Source organism: Nocardia sp. NPDC051321, from assembly GCF_044455225.1.
GTDB lineage: Bacteria > Actinomycetota > Actinomycetes > Mycobacteriales > Mycobacteriaceae > Nocardia.
Genome location: NZ_JBITEM010000003.1, coordinates 65,280 through 88,801 on the forward strand (window position 1 = coordinate 65,280; position 23,522 = coordinate 88,801).

At 66.8% G+C, this 23,522-nt stretch carries 17 protein-coding genes; 9 read left to right on the forward strand and 8 right to left on the reverse strand.

The features are described 5' to 3' along the window. Positions 1 to 24: 24 nt before the first annotated feature. Positions 25 to 984, reverse strand: coding sequence for a M64 family metallopeptidase (locus ACIA8C_RS07495; protein ID WP_397131979.1), 960 nt, complete (start codon positions 982 to 984; stop codon positions 25 to 27). Between the two features lie 150 nt (positions 985 to 1,134). After that, positions 1,135 to 1,830, reverse strand: coding sequence for an SDR family NAD(P)-dependent oxidoreductase (locus tag ACIA8C_RS07500; RefSeq protein ID WP_397131981.1), 696 nt, complete (start codon positions 1,828 to 1,830; stop codon positions 1,135 to 1,137). A gap of 91 nt (positions 1,831 to 1,921) precedes the next feature. Between ACIA8C_RS07500 and ACIA8C_RS07505 the strand changes: the two genes are divergently transcribed. Then, a complete protein-coding gene (locus ACIA8C_RS07505) occupies positions 1,922 to 2,521 on the forward strand; it encodes a TetR/AcrR family transcriptional regulator (protein WP_397131983.1) in 600 nt (199 codons plus the stop codon). Positions 2,522 to 2,561: 40 nt separating this feature from the next. Continuing rightward, the gene (mgrA, locus tag ACIA8C_RS07510) at positions 2,562 to 3,605 is read left to right on the forward strand and encodes an L-glyceraldehyde 3-phosphate reductase (RefSeq protein ID WP_397131985.1); all 1,044 of its coding nucleotides are present in this window, start codon (positions 2,562 to 2,564) and stop codon (positions 3,603 to 3,605) included. Between the two features lie 4 nt (positions 3,606 to 3,609). Here the strand turns inward: mgrA and ACIA8C_RS07515 are convergent, their stop codons facing one another. Continuing rightward, complete coding sequence (locus tag ACIA8C_RS07515) at positions 3,610 to 4,791, reverse strand: acyl-CoA dehydrogenase family protein (protein ID WP_397131987.1); 1,182 nt, start codon at positions 4,789 to 4,791, stop codon at positions 3,610 to 3,612. A gap of 116 nt (positions 4,792 to 4,907) precedes the next feature. Between ACIA8C_RS07515 and ACIA8C_RS07520 the strand changes: the two genes are divergently transcribed. From ACIA8C_RS07520 to ACIA8C_RS07530, 3 genes are read left to right on the forward strand one after another with little or no spacing between them, the layout of a single operon-like run. After that, complete coding sequence (locus ACIA8C_RS07520) at positions 4,908 to 5,270, forward strand: hypothetical protein (protein ID WP_397131989.1); 363 nt, start codon at positions 4,908 to 4,910, stop codon at positions 5,268 to 5,270. A gap of 36 nt (positions 5,271 to 5,306) precedes the next feature. After that, entirely contained in the window at positions 5,307 to 6,860 is a 1,554-nt protein-coding gene (locus ACIA8C_RS07525; protein WP_397131991.1) for a sugar porter family MFS transporter, read from the forward strand. 23 nt (positions 6,861 to 6,883) lie between these two features. Continuing rightward, complete coding sequence (locus ACIA8C_RS07530) at positions 6,884 to 7,312, forward strand: ASCH domain-containing protein (protein ID WP_397131993.1); 429 nt, start codon at positions 6,884 to 6,886, stop codon at positions 7,310 to 7,312. 17 nt (positions 7,313 to 7,329) lie between these two features. On the opposite strand, the gene ACIA8C_RS07535 is transcribed toward ACIA8C_RS07530, so the two are convergent. The 3 genes from ACIA8C_RS07535 to ACIA8C_RS07545 are packed head-to-tail and all read right to left on the reverse strand — an operon-like array spanning position 7,330 to position 10,375. Then, on the reverse strand, positions 7,330 to 8,745 hold the full coding sequence (locus ACIA8C_RS07535) for a DHA2 family efflux MFS transporter permease subunit (RefSeq protein WP_397131995.1): 1,416 nt from the start codon (positions 8,743 to 8,745) through the stop codon (positions 7,330 to 7,332). Next, a complete protein-coding gene (locus ACIA8C_RS07540; RefSeq protein WP_397131997.1) occupies positions 8,742 to 8,942 on the reverse strand; it encodes a hypothetical protein in 201 nt (66 codons plus the stop codon). Before ACIA8C_RS07540 ends, ACIA8C_RS07535 begins: the two co-directional genes overlap by 4 nt. Then, positions 8,939 to 10,375 (reverse strand): amidase, encoded by a 1,437-nt coding sequence (locus tag ACIA8C_RS07545; protein WP_397131999.1) that lies wholly within the window; start codon positions 10,373 to 10,375, stop codon positions 8,939 to 8,941. Before ACIA8C_RS07545 ends, ACIA8C_RS07540 begins: the two co-directional genes overlap by 4 nt. Before the next feature lie 77 nt (positions 10,376 to 10,452). On the opposite strand from ACIA8C_RS07545, the gene ACIA8C_RS07550 reads away from it, so the two are divergent. Beyond that, the gene (locus ACIA8C_RS07550) at positions 10,453 to 10,845 is read left to right on the forward strand and encodes a MerR family transcriptional regulator (RefSeq protein WP_397132001.1); all 393 of its coding nucleotides are present in this window, start codon (positions 10,453 to 10,455) and stop codon (positions 10,843 to 10,845) included. Between the two features lie 546 nt (positions 10,846 to 11,391). Continuing rightward, positions 11,392 to 11,703, forward strand: a complete 312-nt coding sequence (locus ACIA8C_RS07555) for a hypothetical protein (protein ID WP_397132003.1) — start codon at positions 11,392 to 11,394, stop codon at positions 11,701 to 11,703. A 39-nt stretch (positions 11,704 to 11,742) separates the two neighbouring features. On the opposite strand, the gene ACIA8C_RS07560 is transcribed toward ACIA8C_RS07555, so the two are convergent. Beyond that, entirely contained in the window at positions 11,743 to 12,900 is a 1,158-nt protein-coding gene (locus ACIA8C_RS07560) for a CaiB/BaiF CoA transferase family protein (protein ID WP_397132005.1), read from the reverse strand. 161 nt (positions 12,901 to 13,061) lie between these two features. On the opposite strand from ACIA8C_RS07560, the gene ACIA8C_RS07565 reads away from it, so the two are divergent. Next, complete coding sequence (locus ACIA8C_RS07565) at positions 13,062 to 15,053, forward strand: hypothetical protein (RefSeq protein ID WP_397132007.1); 1,992 nt, start codon at positions 13,062 to 13,064, stop codon at positions 15,051 to 15,053. A 3-nt stretch (positions 15,054 to 15,056) separates the two neighbouring features. Here ACIA8C_RS07565 and ACIA8C_RS07570 read toward each other — a convergent pair whose 3' ends face one another. After that, a complete protein-coding gene (locus ACIA8C_RS07570) occupies positions 15,057 to 16,283 on the reverse strand; it encodes a cytochrome P450 (RefSeq protein WP_397132009.1) in 1,227 nt (408 codons plus the stop codon). A 345-nt stretch (positions 16,284 to 16,628) separates the two neighbouring features. Between ACIA8C_RS07570 and ACIA8C_RS07575 the strand changes: the two genes are divergently transcribed. Continuing rightward, on the forward strand, positions 16,629 to 23,516 hold the full coding sequence (locus ACIA8C_RS07575; RefSeq protein WP_397132011.1) for an amino acid adenylation domain-containing protein: 6,888 nt from the start codon (positions 16,629 to 16,631) through the stop codon (positions 23,514 to 23,516). Positions 23,517 to 23,522: the final 6 nt, after the last annotated feature.

Below are 23,522 nucleotides of genomic sequence, written 5' to 3' on the forward strand. Positions count from 1 at the left end.
CTCAGGGGAATTGCCGGTGCGGGATCAGGGTCGGGTCGGCGGGCTCTTCCGCTCGATGGCGGCCTTCATCGCGTCCAAGCCGATCAGGTTGAACTCACGACCGAGTGAACGCATCAACGAGTTCTCGGTGGGCCGGTACACGCCACGCTTGTAGTAGACCGCGCCCTCATAGGTGCCGACGACACCGCCGTCCGGGGACTGTTTGCCCAGGTACTGGTACCACTTGGTGTGGTTCTGCCGCATCTGCGCGCTGGTGTAGACCGAGGCGTTGGCCTCGCGCGGCTCACGCCCGGTGTAGCGATCGTTGGGGTAGTCGTACTCGTCGGCCAGGCCACCAATGGAGTGCCCGAGCTCGTGCAGCACGATCTGTCCCGCCTGGGCGTTCCCGCCGGACGACGTCGCCACCCCGCCGCCCGCGCCGCCGTACTTCGTGGTGTTGGCCAGCGCGATCACCTGGTCGGCCTCGGGCGCCAACCGGGCGTACTGCAACGCCTTGGTCTCGTTGACGCACAGCAGGCGTTCGGTGCCGCCGCACCAGAAAGTCATGTCCAGCGCGGTATTTCGCATAGTGCCGCGCGGATCGTTGTCGACGCCGGACTCCTGGGACACCACGTTGACCGCCCAGACGTTGAACGAGTTCTTGTAGGTCTTGAACGGCTCGACCTGGGTGATCTCGTTCCATCGATTGATCGCGTGCTGCTTGTAGGTGCCCAGCTGACTCGACGTGTACCCGTCACCGACGAACACCAGATCGAACCGCTGACTGGACGGCCCGGTCTGCTGGATCGTGATCACGTCCGCCTGCACCGCGGATCGCGGCGCAGGCGACGCGTCGGGTACCGGCGTGACAACCCTGCTGATCGTGCCGTCCGGCGAGAACACTTCGCGTTCCTCGGTCGGCGCGGCCGAGCCGACGCCGACCGACATCGCGGCAATAATGAACGCGCCGAGCATGATTGCGAACATGCGTCGTAACAAGGGCATGACGGAGCTCCTCGAGTGGTTCGCGAATTCGATCGCCGGACGGCGCGTGCCGATCTTCGGTCTGTCGAATTCCTAACCAAGGAACCACATTTGAGCAGCCATCTCGACTGAGGAATAACTGGGGAACGAACCCTCAGCTGAGCGCGGGCATTACCAGGGGACGATCTCGCCGTGGCGGTCGAGGAACTGCAGGCCGGGCGCGCCCGCCTGCGCTTCCAGGACATCGACGACGAGCGGGATGCTCTCCTTGGGACTGAGCGGCGCGTCGGGTCCGCCGAGCTGGGTCTGGTTGTGGCCGGGGTCGATGAGCAGCTTGGTCTGCCCGTCGTCGGCGTTGCGGGTGGCGTAACTGCGCATCAGCTGGTTGAGCGCGGCCTTGCTCGCCTTGTAGAGCTCGTATCCTTCCTCGGTGTTCTGCGAAATGCTGCCCTGCTCAGAGGACATGACCGCGACGGTGCCGCCGGGCGCGACGAGATCGCGTAAGGCCTCGACGGCACGCAGCGGGCTCAGCGCGTTGGTGATCATCACTTCGGTGAACATGTCGGTCGGCACCGCACCGATCGGCAGATCGCCGCGATCGATGGCGGCGTTGACGAAGAGCAGATCGAGTCGAGTGCCCGCCAGCCGCTCGCGCAGCGCGGCCACCTCTTCGACGCTGGTCATCTCCAGCGACTCGACCCGAAGCCGCCCGTTCGATGCCTCGGCATTAGCTTGCAGCTCGCCGCCGCCCCGGCGTGCCGTGGCGATGACCTGCCAACCACGGCCGGCGAGTTCGTTGGCGAGGACCAGCCCCAGCCCACGGGAGGCTCCGATGACGAGGGCTCGGCGCTGTGATGTGTCGGACACAAAAACTCCTTCTACGTGCGAATACTTTTTCTAGACTAGACGTCGCGTCTAGGCTATCGCATGGCAGCGGCCGATGGGTATTGTGTGTCGCATGCCAGCAACGAGCACCCCCTCGCAGCGGCCGCGCTCCGGTCCCCGGCGCGACGAGACCGCCCGCCTGGCGGTGCTGCACGCCGCGGACGATCTGCTCGTCGAACACGGCTTCGCCGCGCTCACCGTCGAGGCCATCGCGCGGCGGGCCGGGGTCGCCAAGCAGACGATCTACCGCTGGTGGCCCTCGAAGGTCGAGATTCTCCTGGACACGCTCATCGAGGACACCGGCAAACACCTACCGATCCCGACGGAAACGCCGACAGCGGAAGGCATCCGGGACTACCTCCGCGCCTTCGCGCGATTCGTCACCCACGACCCGGCAGGCAAGGTCCTGCTCGCGCTCATCGCCCAGGCGCAGCATGATCCCGGCACCGCCAAGAGTTTTCACGAGCGCTACCTCGGTCCACGCCGCGCACTGGAACGCGATCTGCTCGTGCGCGCCATCGACGCCGGTGCGATCACCCCGCGACTGAGCCCCGACGCCACCATCGACGCGCTCGTCGGCCCGATCGTCTATCGCGCATTGACGGGGTCGCCCATCCCCCGCGGACTGGTGGACACTCTCGTCGCGGATCTGCTGGCGCCCCGACCGAATTAGCTGTCCGTACAACCGATTTCGCCAGGACGAGGAGGTCCGCATGACATACGTTCCGGAACCGACCAGGTACGAGGGCACGATGAACTACCGCCGCTCGGGCCGATCCGGTCTCGACCTGCCGCTGCTCTCGCTGGGTTTCTGGCACAACTTCGGCGACGACCGCCCCTACCTCATCCACCGCGAAATCGCCCTGCGTGCTTTCGATCTGGGCATCACCCACTTCGACTTGGCGAACAACTACGGCCCGCCCTACGGATCGGCGGAGATCAATGCCGGGCGCATCCTGCGCGAGGATCTCGCGGCGTATCGCGACGAACTCATCATCTCCACCAAAGCCGGATGGGACATGTGGCCAGGGCCGTACGGACAGGGCGGCGGCTCACGCAAGTACGTGCTCGCCTCCCTCGACCAATCACTGACCCGGCTCGGACTCGACTACGTCGACATCTTCTACTCGCACCGGTTCGATCCGACGACGCCGCTGGAGGAAACCGCGGCGGCGCTGAATACCGCTGTCCGCCAAGGCAAAGCGCTGTACGTAGGGATTTCCTCGTACACCGCACCGGATGCGCTGACGATGGCGAAACTATTGCGCGACCTCGGCACCCCGCTGCTCATCCACCAGCCGTCCTACTCGATGCTCAACCGCTGGATCGAGACCGAGGGCCTGCTCGACGCCGCCACCGAGGCAGGTTTCGGCGTCATCGGATTCACCGCGCTCGCGCAAGGCCTGCTCACCTCGAAGTACCTCGACGGCATTCCGCCGGAATCACGTGCCGCGCAAGATAAGTCGTTCCAAAACGAGTTGCTCACCCCCGAGATGATCGAGCGCCTGCGCAAGCTGAACACCATCGCCGACAAGCGCGGGCAGACGCTGGCCCAGCTGGCGCTGGCCTGGGCGCTGCGCGACGAGCGGGTCACCTCGCTGGTGATCGGCGCGTCCACCACCGAGCAGCTCGAGCAGAACGTCGCGGCGCTGGGCACCCTCGACTTCAGCACCGACGAACTCACCGACATCGACCGCCTGCTCGACGACGACGGCGAGGTCGACCTGTGGCGATCGGCGCGCCGAGGCACGCTCTGACAACTCAGATCGTCGGGCTCACCACCTCGATACCGAGGGCGAGCTTGCCCGCGTTCTCGTGCTGGATGTCGCGCAGATACAGATGCTGGTTGAGCACGTTGATATCGCGCCAGATCCGCTGGATCGGGCTCGATTCGTAAATCGCGCTCGCACCGGCGATTCGGAAGAGTTCGTCGACGGTGTCGCGGCAGGTGCTGGCGGCCCACAAGGCTTGCTGGTGCAGCTCGGACCGCTCGGCAACCGGCAACCCGCTCAGGTCCTCGCCGCGCAGCCGCCGGTCGACGTAGGTGTCGAACACGGCCCGCGTCGACTCGCGGGCGGCGCGGATCGCGGCTTGTGCGCGTCCGATCGTTCGCTGGATGACCGGGTCTTCGGACGCGGGCTGGAACTTGGGCGGGCCGACGCGAGTCGGCAGCACGGCAAGGACCTCGTCGAGGGCATGCTCGGCCGCGCCGACCGCGACAGCGGCGAACCCCGGCGCGAGCAGACTGAACAGCGGGAGCCGATACTTCGGCGCCGCGAGGCGACTCGGCGCGAAGAACGGAAAGGTGCGGCGCGCGGGCACATAGACGTCGTCGAGCGCGAAACTCATTGAGCCCGTGCCGCGTAGGCCCGCCACATGCCAGTCGTCGATGATGCTCACCTGCTCGGCGGGCACCACGACCGAGAGGAGTTCAGGCGACCCCCCGAGGCCAGGTTTCGGCGCGCCGTCTTCGTCGAGCAGCACAGTGTTCGCCATAACCCAACCGGCGTAACCGATTCCGCTGGCGAAGGGCCACCGTCCGGTCACCCGCACCCCGCCTTCGGCAGGACTGCTGCGACCGTTCGGGCCGAAGACGAGCGACATCGGACCGATCCCGTCGGCCAACACCTCGGCAATGCCGTCCGCGGGCAATTTCGACGCCACGATGGCCGGTGTCGTCGCGCAGATGAACAGGCTCCACGCTGTGCTGGTGTCCGCGTACGCGACCGCCCGGATGATCTCGAATGCCTCGTCGAGCCCGATCAGGCCGCTGCCGCCGGCGCCGGTCGGCGTGAACACGCTCCACAGGCCAGCGGCCGTGATGGCGTCGACCACCTCGGCCGGAAGATCGCGGGCGTCCTCGGCCTTCTGGCTGTACTGCCGCGCGATGGGCGCGAGGTCGGTGACCGCACCTAGCGCGTCGTCCAGCGACCGAATGGTCATCAGCGAACTCCTCGTCGTCGGACGCACAGCGCGTAGCAGATTCCGGTACAGCCTCGCCCGCTCCGGCCGAACTCGAAAGCCCTGTTTTCACTCAACGGACCGAGCATTCTGAACCCGTGAAGATTTACGCCGATCGGGCTCCCGTCGTCGCCCGACAATTGGTCACGGATCTGCTGGTGGCGGCGTGGGTTTACGGCTCGATCACGGCCGCGCTCTGGCTGCACGACCTCGTGCAAAAGCTCGCCGTTCCCGGCCAGAAGCTCGAGGGCGCGGGCAGCGGGATGGCCGACAGCCTCGGCGATGTCGGCCGCAAGGTCGGCCGAATCCCGCTGGTCGGCGACGATCTGACCTCCCCGTTCGAGCGCGCCGCCGACGCCGCCCGATCGATGGCCGAGGCCGGACACGATCAGCAGGCCGTGCGGCCACGACCAAACTTTTCAAACCGGAACGTAATTCTGTTCACAAATAAGACCGCTTAGTTTGCGCGACCTCTTCCAGCACTATCAACTGGAACGATGCCCACCGAGAATACGACGATAACCAGACGCAGGAGTTTCATTCCGCGGCTGCGCCGTCGCAACCTCGATGGCTACGAGATGGTTGTCTCGGCACCCGAGAAACCGACGGCCGACGAAAATCAGAACGCCGACCGCAATGTCATCATCGTGGCATTGTTCGCCGCGCTCGGCGGCATGCTCTACGGCTACGACACCGGGATCATCTCCGGCGCGCTGCCCAAGATGTCGGCGCAGTGGGGCATCGACCACTCCCGGCAGGAGATCCTCACCGCCGCGATCCTGCTCGGCGCGGTGGTCGGCGCGCTGGTCGGTGGTTCGCTGTCGAAAACGCTTGGCCGCCGCAAGACCATCTTCATCATCGCCTGCGTCTTCGCGGTGGGTGTCATCGCCTGCGCGCTCGCGGTGGACGCGTGGATGATGACCGTCTGCCGGCTGTTCCTCGGCCTCGCGGTCGGCGCCTGCTCACAGATCGTGCCCACCTACATCGCCGAACTCGCGCCACCACACCGCCGTGGCGCGATGGTGACCTTCTTCAACATCGCGATCGGCGTCGGCATCTTTCTCGCCAACCTGGTGAGCGTGGTCGCCGCCTCGGAAAACACCGTCGAGGCGAGCGACAACTGGCGCTGGATGATCGGCATCGCGGTGATCCCGGCACTCGTGCTGGCCGCGGCCATGCTGCAACTGCCGGAGACACCACGGTGGCTCATCGAGAACGGCACGGTCGGCAAGGCCAGGGTGGTGCTGCGCTGGATGCGCCCGAACCGCTCGGCCGCCGTCGACGAAACACTGCAGATCTGGGCCATCTCCCAGCAGGAACAGCAGCAGTCCCGCGGCGGCTGGGCGAATCTGACCCAGCGCTGGGCCCGCCCGGCCCTGGTCGCGGGCCTCGGCATCGCCGCCTTCACCCAGCTGTCCGGGCTGGAGATGATGATCTACTACTCGCACACCATCCTCGGCAGCGCAGCGGGTTTCAGTACCGGACTGGTCGTCTGGTCCGGCCTCGGCATCGCCGCCGTCTACCTGATCTTCACCGCGGTCGGCGAACGCCTCGTCGACAAGGTCGGCCGCCGCCGGTTGATGCTGACGCTCATTCCCGGCGCCACCCTGTTCCTCTTCGGCTTCGGCCTGCTCTTCATCCTCACCGCGCACCCGAACCGCTTCCTCACCCTCGCCTTGATGCTCGCGTACATGGCGTGCAACGCCGCCGGACTACAGGTGGTCGGCTGGCTACTCGGTTCCGAGCTCTACCCGCTGAGCATCCGCGACCGCGCGACCAGTCTGCACGCCGTCGCCCTCTGGGGCTCCAACCTCATCCTCACCCTCACCGCACTGACCACCATCGACACCCTCGGCCTAGGCCCCGCCTTCGTCATGTACGCCGTCTTCAACCTACTGTCGCTGATCTTCGTCTACTTCTTCGTCCCCGAAACAAAAGGCCATTCTCTCGAAGACATCGAACAATCCCTCCGCGACGGAACTTTCCTGCCATTGCGCGGCAATATCAGCAGCCGAATCGACGTCTCCTCCCCCGAAAACGCGGACCATTAACAACACCGCCATAGAGTTACCGCATGCCAACCGACCCGCGCGCCCTCCCAAAAGCCGAGTTCGCATTCCCCGGCCCCCTACGCGATCAGCTCGTAGCCGCGATCCTCGACGGATCCAAAACCTCCACCACCGGCATACTCGCCGACTACGAGCACTGCGGCGACCCACTCCCAGAAGTCGGTTCACTTGCGGCAGTAGTCGATTCGAACGACCGCCGGATCGCGATCATCGAAGTAACCCACGTCCGCCTAGCCCGACTCGCCGACGTCGACCTCGCCCACGCCATCGACGAGGGCGAAGGTTTCACCACCCTCGCCGCCTGGCGAGCAGTCCACGAAACCTACTGGCACAGCCCAGAAATGCGAAACTCACTGAACGACAACACCTTCACCGTCACCGACGAAACCACCGTAGTCCTCCAACGCTTCCACCTCATTACTGACTTGCGCTGACAAGCCGCCGCACACACCTATCCGACGGCATTTTGGGCTGGGCGGGGGTGGCGGGGCATGGTGATTGTTCCGGCGAGGGTTGCGGCGGCTAGGCAGGTGGCGCTGGCGGCGAAACTTGCTGCGTAGCCTGCGGTTAGGGCTATTGTGCTCAGTGCGGCTAGACCGACTGCGCCGCTGGTTTGGCGGACGGTGTTGAGGACTCCGGCGGCGAGGCCGCTGCGGTCGGGGGGAACTCCGTCGGTCGCGGCGACGGTGAGGGGAGTGAAGGCGGCTGCGGTGCCGTAGCCGAGGATCCCGCCCGAGAATAGGACCGTCCATAGATATGACGCGTCGAGGGCGATGCAGGCGGCCGTGCAGAGCAGGCCCACAGTGCCGATGACACAACTCGACATGGTCGCATTGCGTGCGCCCAGTCTGACCGTCAACCAGCCCGCTGATCGTGAACCAGCGATCATCGCCGCACCGACCGGCAGGTAGCCAACGCCCGCCAGTAGGGGCGAATAGCCTTGCACATCTTGTAAATACAGTGACAGCAGTACCGGGCTGGCGAGGAAGCCGGTTCCGAACAGGAACATCACCGCGTTCGCGCTACTGACCGAGCGAATTCGGAAGATGCGGAACGGCAGGATCGGGTCTGCGGCCCAGCGTGTTTGGTGGATCGCGAAGATGCCGATCAGCGCGAATCCGCCCAGTAGGGAGCCGAGCACGGCGTGGTCAGTCCAGCCGACGGCCGCCGAGCGCATGATCGCCAGCACCACACCGGTGATGCCCGCGGTGACCAGCAGCGCGCCGACTATGTCCAGTCGCGAGCGGGTGGTCCCCGAAACTTGCCGGGGCAGTATGAGAAACGCGCCGATCATGCCGATGACGCCCAGTGGCGCGAGCACGAAGAACACCCAGCGCCAGCCAGCCAGCTGGGTGAGTAGGCCGCCGATCACCGGACCGCTCGCGGCACCGGCGGCACCCACCGCGCTCCACATGGCCAACGCGCGGGCGCGAGCCGACGGATCCACGAAAGTCGTTGTCAGCATGGACAATGTCACCGGCATCAGCAGCGCGCCGCCAACACCCTGCGCCGCCCGCCCGGCAAGCAAGAACGCCGGTGCGTCCGCGAGCCCGACGGCCACTCGGGCGACGGTGAAAATCCCCATCCCGACGAGCATGATCCGGCGCCGGCCGAAGACGTCCGCGCAGCGCCCGCCGAAAAGCAGGCAACCCGCGAAGGCGAGGGTGTAGGCATTCACCGCCCATGGCAGCGCGGCAGGCGAGAAGCCCAGATCGGCACGCAGATCAGGCAGGGTAACCGAAACGATGGTGGCGTCCAGCACGACGGAGAACGATCCGATGCAGGCCAGGATCAGCACCAGCCGCCGCGGTTCCCACCGTTCGATTCGGCCGCGCGCCCGATCCGCCGCTGTTGCGTACGCGCTCATCGGCCCCACTCCGCGAGCCGCGCCGCCGCGTGAAACCGCGTCGCGGGGTCGGCGTATTGTGCGGCGGGCACGACATAGAGTGCGTCGATAGCGGCCCGATATGCGAGATACGTTGTTGCTAGCCCGGCTATTTCGGCCTTGCTCGCCGGTAGACCGGCGGCGTCGAGCAGCGTCCGGATGATGTCCGACTCGTTCATACCGCTGCCGCCCTCCGGTAGCAAGGCGGCAGTTGCCGGTGCCATTCGGTGTGCTGCTGGAAGGCGTCGCCGATCCGCAGGATCATCGCCTCGCCGAACGCGGGCCCGGCGATCTGCAGCGACAGCGGCAGTCCGGTCGCGCCCAAACCCATCGGTAGCGCCAGCACCGGATTGCCGAGGCCGTTCCAGTAGGGGGTATGCAACTTCCCGAACAAGCCTGCGTCATCCTGGAACCCTGTCGCATCGACCAGTTCGTCGAATCGCGGCGCACCGACGGACGCCGTCGGGCAGACCACCGCGTCGAACCGACCGAACAGCTCGCCGATCGCGTCCTGTGCGACGCGCCGGACCCGTTGGGCCTGAACATAATCGGCGCCCGACACCAACGCGCCTTTGGCCAGCAATCCGCGTGATGCCACGAAATAGTCGTCCCATCGGTCAGCCAGCACGGCGCGATGGTAGGCGAGCCCTTCACAAGTGACGATCACGAACGTCGCCATGATGGTTTCCGCCAGGTACGGCAGGACGATCTCTTCGACGTCGGCACCAATGCTCACGAAAACGCCTATCGCGCAATCGAATACGTCACCCAGTCCAGGATCGGAGCCTGCGGGGAAATGCCCTTGACGCACCACCCCGATACGCAGTCCGGAGAGCATCGGCCCGGCCTTGAACTCATTGATCGATCGGCCGTCGGCGGGCGCGATGGCACTGTCGGGGTCGCTCGGGTGCGGACCTGCGATCACCGCGAGCAGCGCCGCACAGTCCGCCGCGGTACGGGCCAGCGGTCCGACCCGGTCCACGCTGTAACCTAGTGGCACACAACCAGATTTCGGTACGCGGCCGAAGGTCGGCAGCAGACCCGTGACACCGCAGAACGCCGCGGGCATCCGAATGCTGCCCGCCGTGTCCGAGCCGAGGCCCGCGGGAAACAGTCCCGCGGCGATTCCGCTGGCCGTGCCGGAACTAGAGCCGCCCGCCCACCGACTCGGATCCCACGGATTCCGCGGCAACGGGAAGGGCTCGGTCGAATCCGGTACGCCACAGGCGAACTCCATTGTCGTGGTCTTGCCGGTGATGATCGCGCCCGCCTCGCGCAACCTCGCGACCACCGGCGCGTCTCGACCCGCGCCCCACGCGCGGTCATGCACCACACTCTGCGCGGTGGTGTCGCCGTCGGCCACCGCGATGGTGTCCTTCACCGCGACCGGAATGCCGTGCAGCACGCCGCGCTCGAGACCGCGGGCCCGCTCCGCGTCGGCTCGCCGCGCCTGCCGCCTGGCCGACTCGTCGAACCGGGCGAGATAGACCCCCAGTTCGCTGTCGTGCCGGTCGGCCTGCGCTATCGCGGACTCGATGAGCGCGACGCTCGACGTCTCCCCCGCACGTAATGCGCGGGCCGCCGCGGTGATCGAATACGGCTCTAGTGGCATGTCTCGTCCTCCAGGTTGATCTAACAAAGCCAAGGCTTACCTTGCCTGTTCAACCCGAGTTGAGGTCAACTAGGAGAATGCCGCAGCTGACACCCATCGCCACCGTCGTGGACCACTTCGATATCCCGCTGTCCACGCTGCACTACTGGGAACGCCGGGGATTGCTCACCACGCACCGCCGTGGTGGCCGTCGCTGCTACGACCAGGACCAGCTCTATCGCATCGCCCTGATCAAGCAATGGCAAACCACCGGCCTGATGAGCCTCGACGAGATCGCCACCTTGCTCACCGCCCGATCCAGTACCCCCGACTGGCGCGCCACCGTCACCACCCACATCACGGCCATCGACAACCGCATGCGCGAACTCGAGACCGCCCGCCACTACCTGTACTGGCTCCTCACCTGTTCCCGCGACGGCGATCTCGAACACTGCCCCGGATATCGAGCGTCTGTCTCCCTCCCCGAATGAAATAGCCGTTGGAGACGGAGAACTCTATTCCGTTCTGCGCTTTATCTCGGTGGCCGGAATGCTCAGAGCGGGCGGGAAATTCGTAAACATACATCCACCGGGCATACTATTCCGATGGCCCTGGCCACCTGACGGCTAATACTCAGATCGGCACCAGTTCGCCACCAGGACGGACAACACTCCCCGCGCGTCCATCGACCGGCAAGGCTCGCTGATGAGCAGCGACGGCGCAAGGACGCCCACCACAACCTCCCCTACAACGCCGACTGCACACATCAGCCCTGGTCGACCATGATCCGCATGTGATCGCGCCGTGATCGGTTGTGATATGCCAGTTAACGCTATCTGAACTCGCTTTTAGAATGTGGCACATGAGTCGTGGATCGCGTCGGCAAGTCCTACCTTGGATCTGGGATCGACAACCTGTCGAGACCGACGAGATAGACCGAATAAGGCTGCTCGCCTCGAGCTTCCCGTCTATCGACAGCGCACGCGAAAGCTGAACCAGCGCTGCGAATTCGACGATGCCGCCTAGAGGAGTTTGTCATGGCGCTCTACTTCACCGAGTGGTCGATCACCAGTGATGCAAGTCCCGAACGTGCCTCCCGCGTGACCGACCGAGGACGCGCGGCGTGGCGGTTGAGCTGGCTGCCCGATCGGGCACTCACCCTCGAACAAGCCAGGGCCGGAATGGAACTCGATGAACTCCTGAGCGATCCGGATAACGTGCACGACTACGCGGCCATGGCTCGAGCGGACACCTGCGCGGGCACGATCGGGATGCTGCGTGCCCACGTGGTGATCCTGTTGGCGAAGCGGATGGCGACCCGTCTTCCGGTCGCCGTCAGCGCGCACTGATTCCCAACCGCGGAACACCCACGAGTGCTTGATGTTCGATCATCCCGCGGATGCCTCGTCCAGCCAGGCGCGGATCCGATCGGTTCCCGAGCCCAGCTCGGGTGGCGCACTGGCATAGCGAACGGGGTTGCGTGACAACGTGATCGGGCTCGCGACCAGCGGCGGCAAGCCGGTCTCCGGGGGGATGCGCGTCCGCAGCCCCAAACTGTCGGCCAGCGCGAACGCTCCGGCCATGTCGTTGACGGGCCCACACGGGACTCCGAGCGGAGTAAGTAGCGCCGCCCAGTCGGCCGCGGACCTGGTGGTCAAGATGCCACCGAGTTCCACCGCCAGCACCTCGACATGCGCGACCCGCGTGGTGTTGTCGATGAATCGCGGATCCTCGACCAGGTGCTCGGCTCCGATGGCGCGGCACAGCGAGACGAATTGACCATCGCTACCCACCGCGACCGCCAGCGGCCGGTCCGCAGTGGCGAAGACCTCGTACGGCGCGATGGACGGATGCCGGTTCCCGAGAGCGGTCGGCACGACATCGGCCAGCGCGTAGGCCGTGCTCTGATTCACCATGCCCGCAAGCAGACTCGACAGCAGATTCACCTCGACCAGCTGTCCCTCGCCCGTCGCCTCCCGATGCCGAAGCGCCGCAAGAACTCCCACCGCCGCGTGCAGTCCGGCGAGCACATCGACCACCGCCACCCCGGTCTTCGTCGGCTTCCCATCCCCCGTAATGCTCATCAACCCACCCGCGGCCTGAATCAACAGATCGTAACCCGGCAATTCGGCACCCGTGCCCCCGCCGAACGCGGACAACGAGCAATAGATCAGTCCCGGATTGATCCGTCGCGCTTCCTCGTACGACAGCCCGAACTTTGCCATCGTCCCCGGACGAAAGTTCTCCACCACGATGTCGGCCCGTCGCACCAACTCCCGCGCGTACCGCTGCCCCTCCTCACTCCGCAAATCCAGGGCGACCGACGTCTTGTTCCGATTCACCGACTGAAAATAGGTAGCTTGCCCACCTGCGAATGGCGGCCCCCAACCCCGAGTGTCATCCCCCGCTCCAGGCCGCTCCACTTTTATGACGTCAGCCCCCAGATCGGCCAGCATCATCGTCAGATACGGCGCGGCCAGGATCCGACCGAAGTCCGCCACCACAATCCCGGCCAGGACTCCCGCCGTTCGTTTCTCATCCGTCATACCCGACACTCCACCACGGCCGCCGCCGATCGGCGATAATTTGAACCGGTCCCAGCAGAGTGCGGTACGTGCGGAAGGGATATGTCATGCGGCATGGCGCGGCAGTACAGACCGTCGAACGCCCTACTCCGTCCCGCTTCGAACGTACTGCCCTATGTGTCGTGTTGCTGTTGCTCCTCGCCAGCGGATGCGCTGCGCAAGCACACGACACGGCTTTCCGCTTCGAGGTGAACGAGGGACTGAATCAGAACTACCTGATCCGCGACGGCGACACCGCGGCACACCTGCTGCTGCGTTCGGGGCGAAATTCACGCATCCTGACGGCTTTCCCCGCCGGGAACAGCGGTACCGGGGTGTGGTTCGGACCACTCGCGGAACCGGCCGATTGGCTGATCGAATCGCCGCCGAAAGCGAAGGCCGCCAGGGACTCTCGCGACCGCCCCCTGTCCGGGATAGAGTTCGAAGCCGCGATCACCGCGCCGAGTCTGACGCCCAAGCAGGCGGTGCTGTCCAACGTCCGCGTGCTACGCGACTACGACCAGTACGCACTGGTGCCCGCCGAACTCGTGGTCGCACCGGCAGCCTCGGGCAACACGGTGACGTGGGCGCGAGACCGCCTCGACGGCGCGCCCGGCTATCTTCTCCGCCTCGACGTCCTCGACGGCGCGGTGACACCGGCGGGAACGATCACCGCCGGGGCGGACGGCCGGATCAAGCTCCGCGTCACCGCGGCGACCGGCGACACTCCCCTTACCGCACTATCCGGGACCGCGCTGCTGAACGGCCGGGAGCGAAAGCTGGACGCCGCGAAGAACACTCTCACCTTCCTCAGCTACCGGGAAAAGTTCCTCGCCGGATCATGGCGCTTCAACACCTATTTCGGCCGCGACACCCTGATATCGATGATGCTGTTGAAGCCGGTACTTGCCCCCGAGGCGATCGAAGCAGGTATTCGCTCCGTGCTGGCCCGACTAGGCCCGCAGGGGCAGGTCGCCCATGAAGAGGCCGTCTCGGAATTCGCGATGCTCACCCATCAGCGCGAAAACGGGACACTCAGCGACGCACCGATATTCGACTACAGCATGGTCGACGAAAACTTCCTGCTTGCACCGGTTGTCGCCGCCCATCTGCTCGACGATCCAGCGGGCGTCGAACGGGCCTTCGCCTACCTGCGCGCGCCCCTGGACAACTCGTCGATCGGCCAGGAACTTGTCCGCAATCTGCGCCTCGTAGCTTCGAGCACAGCGGCTTTCGCACACGACCCTCGGTACGGCAACCTGATCGCCTTGCAGGACGGGCACGACGCGGGCCAATGGCGGGACAGCGGAATCGGTCTCGGCGGCGGCCGCTATCCCTACGACGTCAACGCCATTCTCGCGCCCGCCGCCCTCGAAGCGACCGCCCGGCTGCTCGACAGCGGGGCACTCGATCCGTTCCTCAGCGCCGACGACCGAATCCAGTTGTCCGACACGGCCGCCGCGGCGAAGACCTGGCGTGCTGAAGCGCCTCGGCTGTTCACGGTGACCCGCGACGCCGAACAGGCAAGGGCGGCAATAGATTCCTACTCCGCGAAGATCGGTGTACCCGCCCAAGCCGCGCTCGCCGCGCTCGACCAGGGCCCGGTCACGTTCCCCGCCGTCGCCCTCGACGCCAACGGCACACCCATTCCGATCCTGCATTCCGACGACACCTTCGACCTGCTGTTCGGCTCCCCGCCACCCGAGGCCCTCGACAAGCAGGTCGGCACCCTGTTCCGGCCGTTCCCACTCGGGCTGATGACCGGGGCGGGGCTGGTGGTGGCCGATCCAGTCTTCGCCGACCCCGGCCTCCAGGCGCGATTCACCAACCACGACTACCACGGCACCGTGGTCTGGTCCTGGGTACAGGCCGCGCTCGCAAGCGGTCTCGGGCGCCAACTCGGCCGCACCGACCTACCCCAGCCCGTCCGGGACCACCTGCTGGCCGCCCAGCACAGTCTGTGGCAGGTGATCGACGCCGCCGAGTCGATGGCGAACTCCGAGCTGTGGAGTTGGCGTTTCGAGGACGATCGATACCGGATCGCGCCCTTCGGGGCCACCGAGGGGGACGTGACCGAAGCCAATGCGGCACAACTGTGGAGCAGTGTGTATCTGGCCGTCACGCCCCCGCCGTGAGCCTCAGGCCTGACGCAGCAGGACAGGCAACTCGACGAGACCGCGGATCAGCAGGCTGGGTTGCCAGCGCAGCGGGTCGCTGCGCGGCGCCAGCGAGAGTTCCGGGAATCGTTGCAGGAGTGCGGTAAACGCTATTTCTGCTTCCACGCGGGCCAGTGGGGCACCGACGCAGAAGTGGATGCCGTGGCCGAAGGCCAGATGGCCTGCGGTGTCGCCGGTGAGGTCGAGGTTCTCGGGGTCGCGGTAGCGGGCGGGGTCGCGGTTCGCGGCGGCGAGCGCGACGTACACGAACTCGTCGGCCGGGATTTCGGTGTCGCCGACCAGGATCGGTTCGGTGGTGTAGCGCACGGTCGCCCAGTCGACGGGGCTGCCGAAGCGAAGGAATTCCTCCACCGCGGCGGGCACACCCGCCGGGTCATCGCGTAGCGCGTCGAACTGAGACTTGTTGCGCAGCAAAGCATATGTCCCGTTGGCGATGAGGTTCACGGTGGTCTCGTGGCCCGCGATCAGCAGCAGGAACGCCATCGCGATCAGTTCCTGCTCGGTGAGCTGGTCACCGTCCTCGCGCGTTTGGGTCAGCCCGGAGAGCAGATCATCGCCCGGATCGATCCGTTTCGTCTGCACCAGCGCGGCCAGATACTCCGACATCTCGGCCGTGCAGCGCGTCCGCTCCGCCAGGTCGCTGCCAACCCCGACCATCACCTTCGTCCACCGCTGGAAGTCCTCCCGGTCCGCGAAGGGCACGCCGAGTAGTTCACAGATCACGGTGACCGGCAACGGAATCGCGAAAGCCGCCAGCAGATCGACCTCGTCGTGCTCGGCCATCCGATCGAGCAGGCCGGCGGTGATCTCTTCGATACGCGGCCGCAGCGCCGCTACCCGCCGAGTGGTGAAGGCCTTGTTGACCATCTTGCGCAGCCGGGTGTGGTCGGGCGGATCCGAGTTGAGCATGTGTCCGCTGAGTGCCATTCCCAGCGAATCCTGTGGTACCGAGGGATCTTTCTTGCGCATCACCTCGACGATCCCGGCGATGCTCTTGTGCAGGCGAGGATCGGCGAGCACCGCCCGGCCCTCGGCGTATCCGATGACCACCCACTGCGGCATGCCCTCGGAAAACTGCACCCGCAGCACCGGTCCCCGCTCACGCCAGCGCCGGTAATACACCTGCGGGTCGCGGAAGAAGTCCCCGCCCACCGTCTCGATCCGGTCCTGCGCCTCAGTGTCGGCCATGCCGCCCTCCCTGCTAATCGCGACCGGGATCGATCGCGCCCGCCCGTGAGCCGCCGACGGCAGGCCTCACGTCAACCACCGTACCGAACCGACCGGCCGATCCCGTTGGTCGCCAAGGGATTAACATCCGGCACCGGACCAATGAATGACGTGTGAATTAATAGTCGATCGAGTGCCGCGCACCACGGACCTGCGCCGTCATCGTTCGATCATCGGTGCGGCGCCCGCGCTGACCTTTCCGGAAACGGACGTCATCGAAACATCACCGCGGCCTTCGGTGCCGCGTGCCTCGCCCCCGCTGGCCATAACATCTGCCCCGGAGTTCGACCGAGGCGAGGAGATCCGGTGAGTGCTGCCGGTGAGGCATTCCGATCCGATGTGAATGACGGGATGTGGGAGTCCTTTGCTGAGCAGGTGAATAGGCAGCCGGGAGCGGCGGCACTCATCGATGGCGACGGCACGCTGACCTATGCCGAGCTGGCCGAGCTGGCCGACGACTTCGCGGAGTGCTTGCGCGCCAACGGAGTTCGAGCCGGTGACCGGGTGGGTGTGCAGCTGGCCCGTAGCCGGGCGGCCGTGGTCTCGATCCTGGGCACGCTCCGCGCGGGAGCGGCGTATGTGCCGCTGGATCCGGCGTATCCGGCGGCCCGGCTGGCGGCAATGATCGACGATGCCCGGCCCGCCGCGCTGCTGACCGCGGACGGTGTGGTCGCGTTGGCGGCCGGCGCGGCGCAGCCCGGCATTGCCTACGTGATCTTCACGTCGGGGACCACCGGGCGGCCGAAGGGTGTGCTGGTGTCGCGGCGGGCGCTCGCGGGCTTCTGCGCGGCCGCGATCGACCGGTACGGGCTCGGTGCCGATGATCGGGTGCTGCAGTTCGCGTCGTTGAGTTTCGATGCCAGCGTCGAGGAGCTGTTCCCGGCGCTGAGTTGCGGTGCGGCCGTGGTAATTCGGGACGACGACATGATCAGCAGACCGGATCTGTTCCTCGACCGCTGCGCGGCGCTCGGGGTCACCGTGCTCGACCTGCCGACGGCATACTGGCACGAATTGGTCGCCGCACTCGATCACGGCGAGGCCGTGCTGCCCGCGACGGTCCGGCTGACCATCATCGGTGGCGAGGCGGCGCGACCCGATGCGGTGCGGCGCTGGCAGTCGGTGGCCGGTGCGGCGACGCGGCTGCTGAACACCTACGGCCCCACCGAAACCACCGTCGTCGCGACAGTCGCGGACCTGACCAGGTGGGTCGGCGACGCGGTACCGATCGGCACGCCGCTGGACGGCGTGACCTGTCGCGTTATCGATGCCGACGGCGATCCGGCCTCGACCGGCGAACTGCTGATCGGCGGCCGAATGGTCGCCGACGGTTATCTGAACCGGCCAGAACTGACCGCCGAACGATTCCGGCCCGGACCCGACGGCACGGAATACCGGACCGGCGATCGCGTCCGGTGGCGCGACGGTCAGCTGGAATACCTTGGCAGGCTGGATGATCAGGTAAAGATTCGCGGGTTCCGGGTCGAGCCGGGCGATATCGAGGCGGCCCTACGGGCGCTGCCCGCCATCGATGACGCCATCGTGTCGGTCCATGAGCGGGCCGGGTTGCCGGTGCTGATCGGCCACGTGCTGACCGCACTCGACACCGACCTGGCCGCGGTGCGAACGTCTCTGCGGGCGAGCTTGCCCGCTTACCTCGTACCCGCCGAACTCGTTCGGCACGTGCGGTTTCCGTTGACCCCGCAGGGCAAGATCGATCGCGCCGCCCTGGTGCCGATGGTGGAAAACACCAAGCCGCCGTGGACGGGCACAGCGGACCAGGCGACGATCGCGACGCTGTGGGAGTCGCTGCTCGGCGTTCCGGTCAGCGGGGCGGACGACGACTTCCTCACTCTCGGTGGCGATTCGCTCAGCGCCGTGCGCCTTTGTGCCGCGCTGCGCCATGAACACGGTGTCGAGCTCACCTTGCGCGAGTTGTACGCGGAGCCAACGGTGGTCGCGGTCGCGGCCCGGCTGGATCGGCGTATCGCTACGGACGCGGGTCCGAGCACGGCCTTGCCGGAGAACGTGCCGCTGCCGCTGAGCCCGTGGCAACGTGACTTCTGGGCCGCCGAGCAGGTGTGCGCCGGGCTGCCCGCGCACACCCTCGGTATCCGGTATCGATGGAACGAACCAGTCGAGGCCGCGCCGCTCACCCGCGCGCTCGCCGAGCTCGCCCGTCGCCATCCGATGCTCAGATCCCGTTTCCCGGACGACGGTTCGGAACCGAGCATGGTGATCGATGCCGCGGCGACCATCCCGCTGATCGAAGCCGCGCCGGACACCGACGGCATCGATCTGCGGCACGGTCCGATCGCCCGGGCATTCCTGGTCGGTGCCGCCGAGGTGGTGCTCGTCGTGCATCATCTCGCGTTCGACGGCTGGTCGGCGGGCGTCGTCGGGGCCGAACTCGCACAGCTGTATCGCGCCGCGCGCACCGGCGGCGGCAGCGGCTTGCCCGCCGCGACGCCGCTGCCGGATCTGGTCGCCCGAGCCGCCGTCGCGAAGTCCGATCCGTCGTTGACCGCCTACTGGCAAGCACGCTTCGACGACGCCGATCTCGACCTGGAGCTGCCCGCCGACCGGCCGCGGCCGGTGGCCCGATCCTTCGCGGCGGCACGGGTTTGCGCCCGCGTCGATCCCGAGCTGCTCGATCGACTCCGGACCTACGCGCAAGGTCGGCGAGCGAGCCTGTTCATGGCACTGCTGGCAAGTGTGCAGACCGTGCTGTCGCGCTACACGCGCCGAACCGACATCACCGTGCTGTCCCCGGTCGCCTGCCGGACCGCGAGTGGTTCGGAAGCGGTGGTCGGTCCGCTGCTGAATATTTTGCCGATGCGCGGCGACGTTTCCGGTGATCCGACGTTCGACGAACTCATCGACCGAGCGCGCGACGCGGTGCTGCTCGACCTGGAGCATCAAGAGCTGGCCTTGCCGGATCTGATTGCCGCACTGGCCCGTCCGGGCAGTGGGAACCGGAATCGGCTCAGCCCGGTCATGCTGACCGTGCACAACACTCCGGAGCTCGGCGATCCCTCCGTCAGGTACGCGGGCGAACTGGCACCCGCGGCGACGATGATGGATCTCGCTGTCGGGCTGGATTTCCCGGTTGATGGCGCGATACTGAGCATCGACTACGCGACCGAATTGTTCGATGCCGCACGGATAACGGCGTTGCTCGGCCACCTGCTGACCGTGCTGACCGCCGCCGTCGACAACCCGGTCGTCCCGATCACCCGGCTCCCGCTGCTCACCGAGGCCGAACGCCATCGGATCGTGCACGAATGGAACGACAGCGCTCACCCCCAGATCGATGCGACGACCATTCACCAGCTGTTCGAGCACTGTGCCGCAACAACTCCGGACGCTGCGGCGCTCACCTTCCGCGACAGCACCATCAGCTACGGCGAGCTGAACCAGCGAGCCAACCGGCTCGCCCGGCGGCTGTGTGCTGACGGCGTCGCGCCGCGGGAGCGGGTGGCAATCCGCCTCGATCGCGGCTTCGAGCTGTTCACCGCGATGTGGGCGGTACTCAAAGCCGGTGCGGCGTACGTGCCACTCGACCCGACGTACCCGCGGGACCGGCTCGACTACATGCTCGCCGACTGTGGCGCGAAACTTGTCATCGACGACGCCTACCTGACCGACGAAACCCCTTCTGACAGCCACGATCTCCCGCTGCGCAACACTGCGGACGACCCCGCCTATCTCATCTACACCTCCGGCTCCACCGGCAAACCCAAGGGTGTGGTGGTGAACCACGGCAACCTGGTGCACGCGGTGGGAATGTGGCGGCACGCCTACGAGCTGCGCCCGGAGTGGACGTACCAGCAGGCGGCCAGCTTCTCGTTCGACATGTTCGTCGGTGAGACGTTGCGCGCGTTGACCACCGGGGGCCGACTGGTGATCGTGCCGAGGGAGACGCTGCTCGATCCCGCCGACCTGTATGAGTTGATGCGGTCCGAGGGCGTGCAATGCACCGAACTGGTCCCCGCGGTATTGCGCACGCTGCTGACCCATGTCGAACAGATCGGGCAGCGGCTCGATTTCGTCCGCGTGCTCATCGGCGGCGGTGACGAGTGGCGGGTCCGCGAGTACGCGCTTGCGCAACGCCTCGTCGGGCCGGCGAACTCGGTCGTCAACGCGTACGGCGTCACCGAGGTCAGCGTCGACAACGTGTGGTTCGCCGGGACGGTGGATCACCTGCCCGGCAATGCCCCGCTGCCGATCGGAATCCCGTTCGCCAACAACAGGGTCTACGTCCTCGACGAGCATCGCGAACCGGTGCCCGCCGGGATCGTCGGCGAGCTGTACCTCGGTGGTGCCGGCGTCACGCCGGGCTATCACGAGCGGCCCGAGCTGACCGCCGAGCGGTTCGTCACCGATCCGTTCGCACCCGAGCTCGGGGCGCGGATGTATCGCACCGGCGATGCCGCGCGCTGGCGGCTCGGCGGGCAGGTCGAGTTCCTCGGCAGGCTCGACGGGCAGGTGAAGGTCAACGGCTACCGGGTCGAGATCGGCGAGATCGAGGCGGCGCTCGGCGCATTGCCCGAGGTGGTCGCGTGCGCGGTCGCCCTGCACCCGCCGCCATCGGGGCTCGCCCGGCTGATCGGTTACGTCGTCACCCGCGACGGCACCGACGCCGACGAGGCGGCTATCCGCGACGCACTCGCCGCCGAGTTGCCGACGCACATGGTGCCCGCGCGCGTCCTGACGTTGACCGCCCTGCCGCTGACACCGAACGCGAAGCTCGATCGCCCTCGGCTCCCGGCACCGCCCGATGACCTCGGATCGAGTGCCGGTCCCGCGCCGCGCACCCCGACCGAGCGGCACATCGCGGCGGTGTGGAGCGATGTGCTCGGCGTCGGCGAATTCGGGATCGACGACACGTTTTTCGCGCTCGGCGGTGATTCGTTCAAGGCACTGCAGGTAATCCGGCGGATCGAGCCCGCGCCCGCGCTGATCGAGCTCTACCAGCATCCGACGGTTCGGCGATTGGCCGCGTTGCTCGCCGAGCGCTCCCCCGGTGCGGTCGCCGAACGCCGAATGTTGCACCGGCTCACCGACTCCGACGCCACCGCCGAGGGCATTACGGTGGTCGCGGTGCCGTACTCCGGTGGCAGCGCCATCGCCTATCAGCCACTGGCCGAGGCGCTTCCGGCGCACTGGGCGCTCTACGCGGTGGAACTGCCCGGGCACGATCGCGCCCGCCCGGACGAGGAGTTGCTGCCCGCCGCGGCGGTCGCCGAGCGCGTGCTGGCCGAACTGCCCGCGATCGCCGGGCCGATTCTGTTGTACGGGCACTGTCTCGGCGTCGCGGCGACGGTTGAACTTGCCAGGCAAGCCGAGGCCGCCGGTATCGAGCTCATCGGTGTCGCACTCGGTGCGGGGTTCCCCACCGCGCGGCTGCCCGGCCGATTTTTCGACTGGTTCTACCGGCTCGTGCCGACCGACCGGCTCACCTCCGATCGCGAATACCTGACCTATCTGCGCGGCCGGGGTGGCTTCGTCGACATCGAGGACGCGGACCAGCAGGCTTTCGTGCTGCGCAATGTCCGCCACGATGCCCGCGACGCCGAGGAGTACTTCACCGCCGCGTATACCGATCCACGGCCTGCGCTGCGCACTCCGGTGCTTGCGGTGGTCGGTGCCAAGGACCGGGTCACCGAGCACTACACGGAACGCCATCACGAGTGGCGGCATTTCAGCGATGGTCCGCTCGAGCTGGCCGTGCTGCCGAGAGCCGGGCACTTCTTCGTGAAAAGTCACGCGGAACCGTTGGCTGAGGCGCTGGTCGGTTTCGCCGAGCGGGACAGCGAACCCGTTGCACCGGTGCCTGTTCCGGCCGCCGGGCCGCCACCCAGCCTGTCCAAGTTCGCCCTTGTCGCGCTCGGTCAGTTCATCTCCATGGTCGGCAGCGGGCTCAGTGCCCTGGTGCTCAGCATCTGGGTATTCCAGCAGACCGGGTCGATCACCGACTTCGCCGTGGTCAACGCCATCGGACTCTTGCCTGGCATCCTGGTCAGTCCGATCGCCGGGGCCGCCGCCGACCGCTGGGATCGACGCCGGGTGCTGCTGATCAGCGACGGTGCCGCCGCCCTCGCGATGAGTGTCCTTGCGGCGCTGGTGTTTACCGGCGGTCTGCGACTGTGGCAGATATTTCTCGCCGTCACGGTCACCTCTATCGCGGGAGCCTTCCAACGGCCCGCCTATCTCGCCGCCGTCGCCCAACTCGTGCCCAAGCGATATCTCGGACACGCCAACGGCATCAGCCAACTCGGCGTCGGTGTCGGGCTGGTGTTCGCGCCGATGCTCGGGGCCGGGCTGATCGGGCTGATCGGGATCGCGGGCGTAATCCTGCTGGACATGCTGACTTTCACCGTCGGCGTCGCGACCCTGCTGCTGGTCCGGTTCCCGAATCTGATGTTCCACCGCCGGGAGGAGACGTTCCGCAGCGAGATCGTCAATGGCTGGCGCTACATCACCCGCCGTCCCGGCATGCGGGCCGCGCTGCGCTTTTTCGTCATCGACCACGCGTTCTACACCCTCGGCTTCGCCGTCATCACACCGATGCTGCTGCTCGAGCAGTCGCCTGCGGTGCTCGGAATCGCCCTGGGCGCAGGCGGATTCGGCGGCCTCGCCGGAAGTCTCGTGATGGGCCTGTGGGGCGGCACCGTGCGCCGGACCAACGGGTTGATCATCTTCATGGGCATCGGCAGCCTCGGCATGACCGTCGTCGGGCTCGGCAGCTCCCCCGCCTTCGTGATCGCGGGCATGTTCCTGTTGACGTTCGGCGAATCGCTGGCCGAGGGGCACTGGATTGCCGTGGTGCAGACCAAGGTCGGCTTCGAACTGCAGGGCAGGGTGCTGTCCATCTTCATCACCGTGATGATGCTGACCATGCCGCTCGGCTACCTGCTGGTCGGCCCGCTCGCGGAACGCCACGTGCAGCCGCTGCTCGAGCCGGGCGGCCCGCTCGCCGGGACCGTCGGCCAGCTCATCGGGGTCGGTCCAGGCCGCGGCTTGGCGCTGCTCGTGGTCCTCAGCGGGCTGCTGCAACTCGCCTGGGCGGTGCGCGGCTGGCTCGACACCCACCTGCGCCTGCTCGAAGACCACCTGCCCGACGCCCTGCCACCCGCCGAGATCGACTCGCGCGACGACCTGCAACGCCTTGCCGACGCTCAACTTCTCCGCTGAAAGGCC

Bases quoted from the DNA above. Each gene is read 5' to 3' on its own strand.
- ACIA8C_RS07505 (WP_397131983.1), top strand. From the start codon at position 1,922: ATGCCAGCAACGAGCACCCCCTCGCAGCGGCCGCGCTCCGGTCCCCGG.
- ACIA8C_RS07530 (WP_397131993.1), top strand. From the start codon at position 6,884: ATGCCAACCGACCCGCGCGCCCTCCCAAAAGCCGAGTTCGCATTCCCC.
- ACIA8C_RS07495 (WP_397131979.1), bottom strand. From the start codon at position 984: ATGCCCTTGTTACGACGCATGTTCGCAATCATGCTCGGCGCGTTCATT.
- ACIA8C_RS07550 (WP_397132001.1), top strand. From the start codon at position 10,453: ATGCCGCAGCTGACACCCATCGCCACCGTCGTGGACCACTTCGATATC.
- ACIA8C_RS07560 (WP_397132005.1), bottom strand. From the start codon at position 12,900: ATGACGGATGAGAAACGAACGGCGGGAGTCCTGGCCGGGATTGTGGTG.
- ACIA8C_RS07535 (WP_397131995.1), bottom strand. From the start codon at position 8,745: ATGAGCGCGTACGCAACAGCGGCGGATCGGGCGCGCGGCCGAATCGAA.
- mgrA (WP_397131985.1), top strand. From the start codon at position 2,562: ATGACATACGTTCCGGAACCGACCAGGTACGAGGGCACGATGAACTAC.
- ACIA8C_RS07540 (WP_397131997.1), bottom strand. From the start codon at position 8,942: ATGAACGAGTCGGACATCATCCGGACGCTGCTCGACGCCGCCGGTCTA.
- ACIA8C_RS07515 (WP_397131987.1), bottom strand. From the start codon at position 4,791: ATGACCATTCGGTCGCTGGACGACGCGCTAGGTGCGGTCACCGACCTC.
- ACIA8C_RS07555 (WP_397132003.1), top strand. From the start codon at position 11,392: ATGGCGCTCTACTTCACCGAGTGGTCGATCACCAGTGATGCAAGTCCC.
- ACIA8C_RS07545 (WP_397131999.1), bottom strand. From the start codon at position 10,375: ATGCCACTAGAGCCGTATTCGATCACCGCGGCGGCCCGCGCATTACGT.
- ACIA8C_RS07570 (WP_397132009.1), bottom strand. From the start codon at position 16,283: ATGGCCGACACTGAGGCGCAGGACCGGATCGAGACGGTGGGCGGGGAC.
- ACIA8C_RS07525 (WP_397131991.1), top strand. From the start codon at position 5,307: ATGCCCACCGAGAATACGACGATAACCAGACGCAGGAGTTTCATTCCG.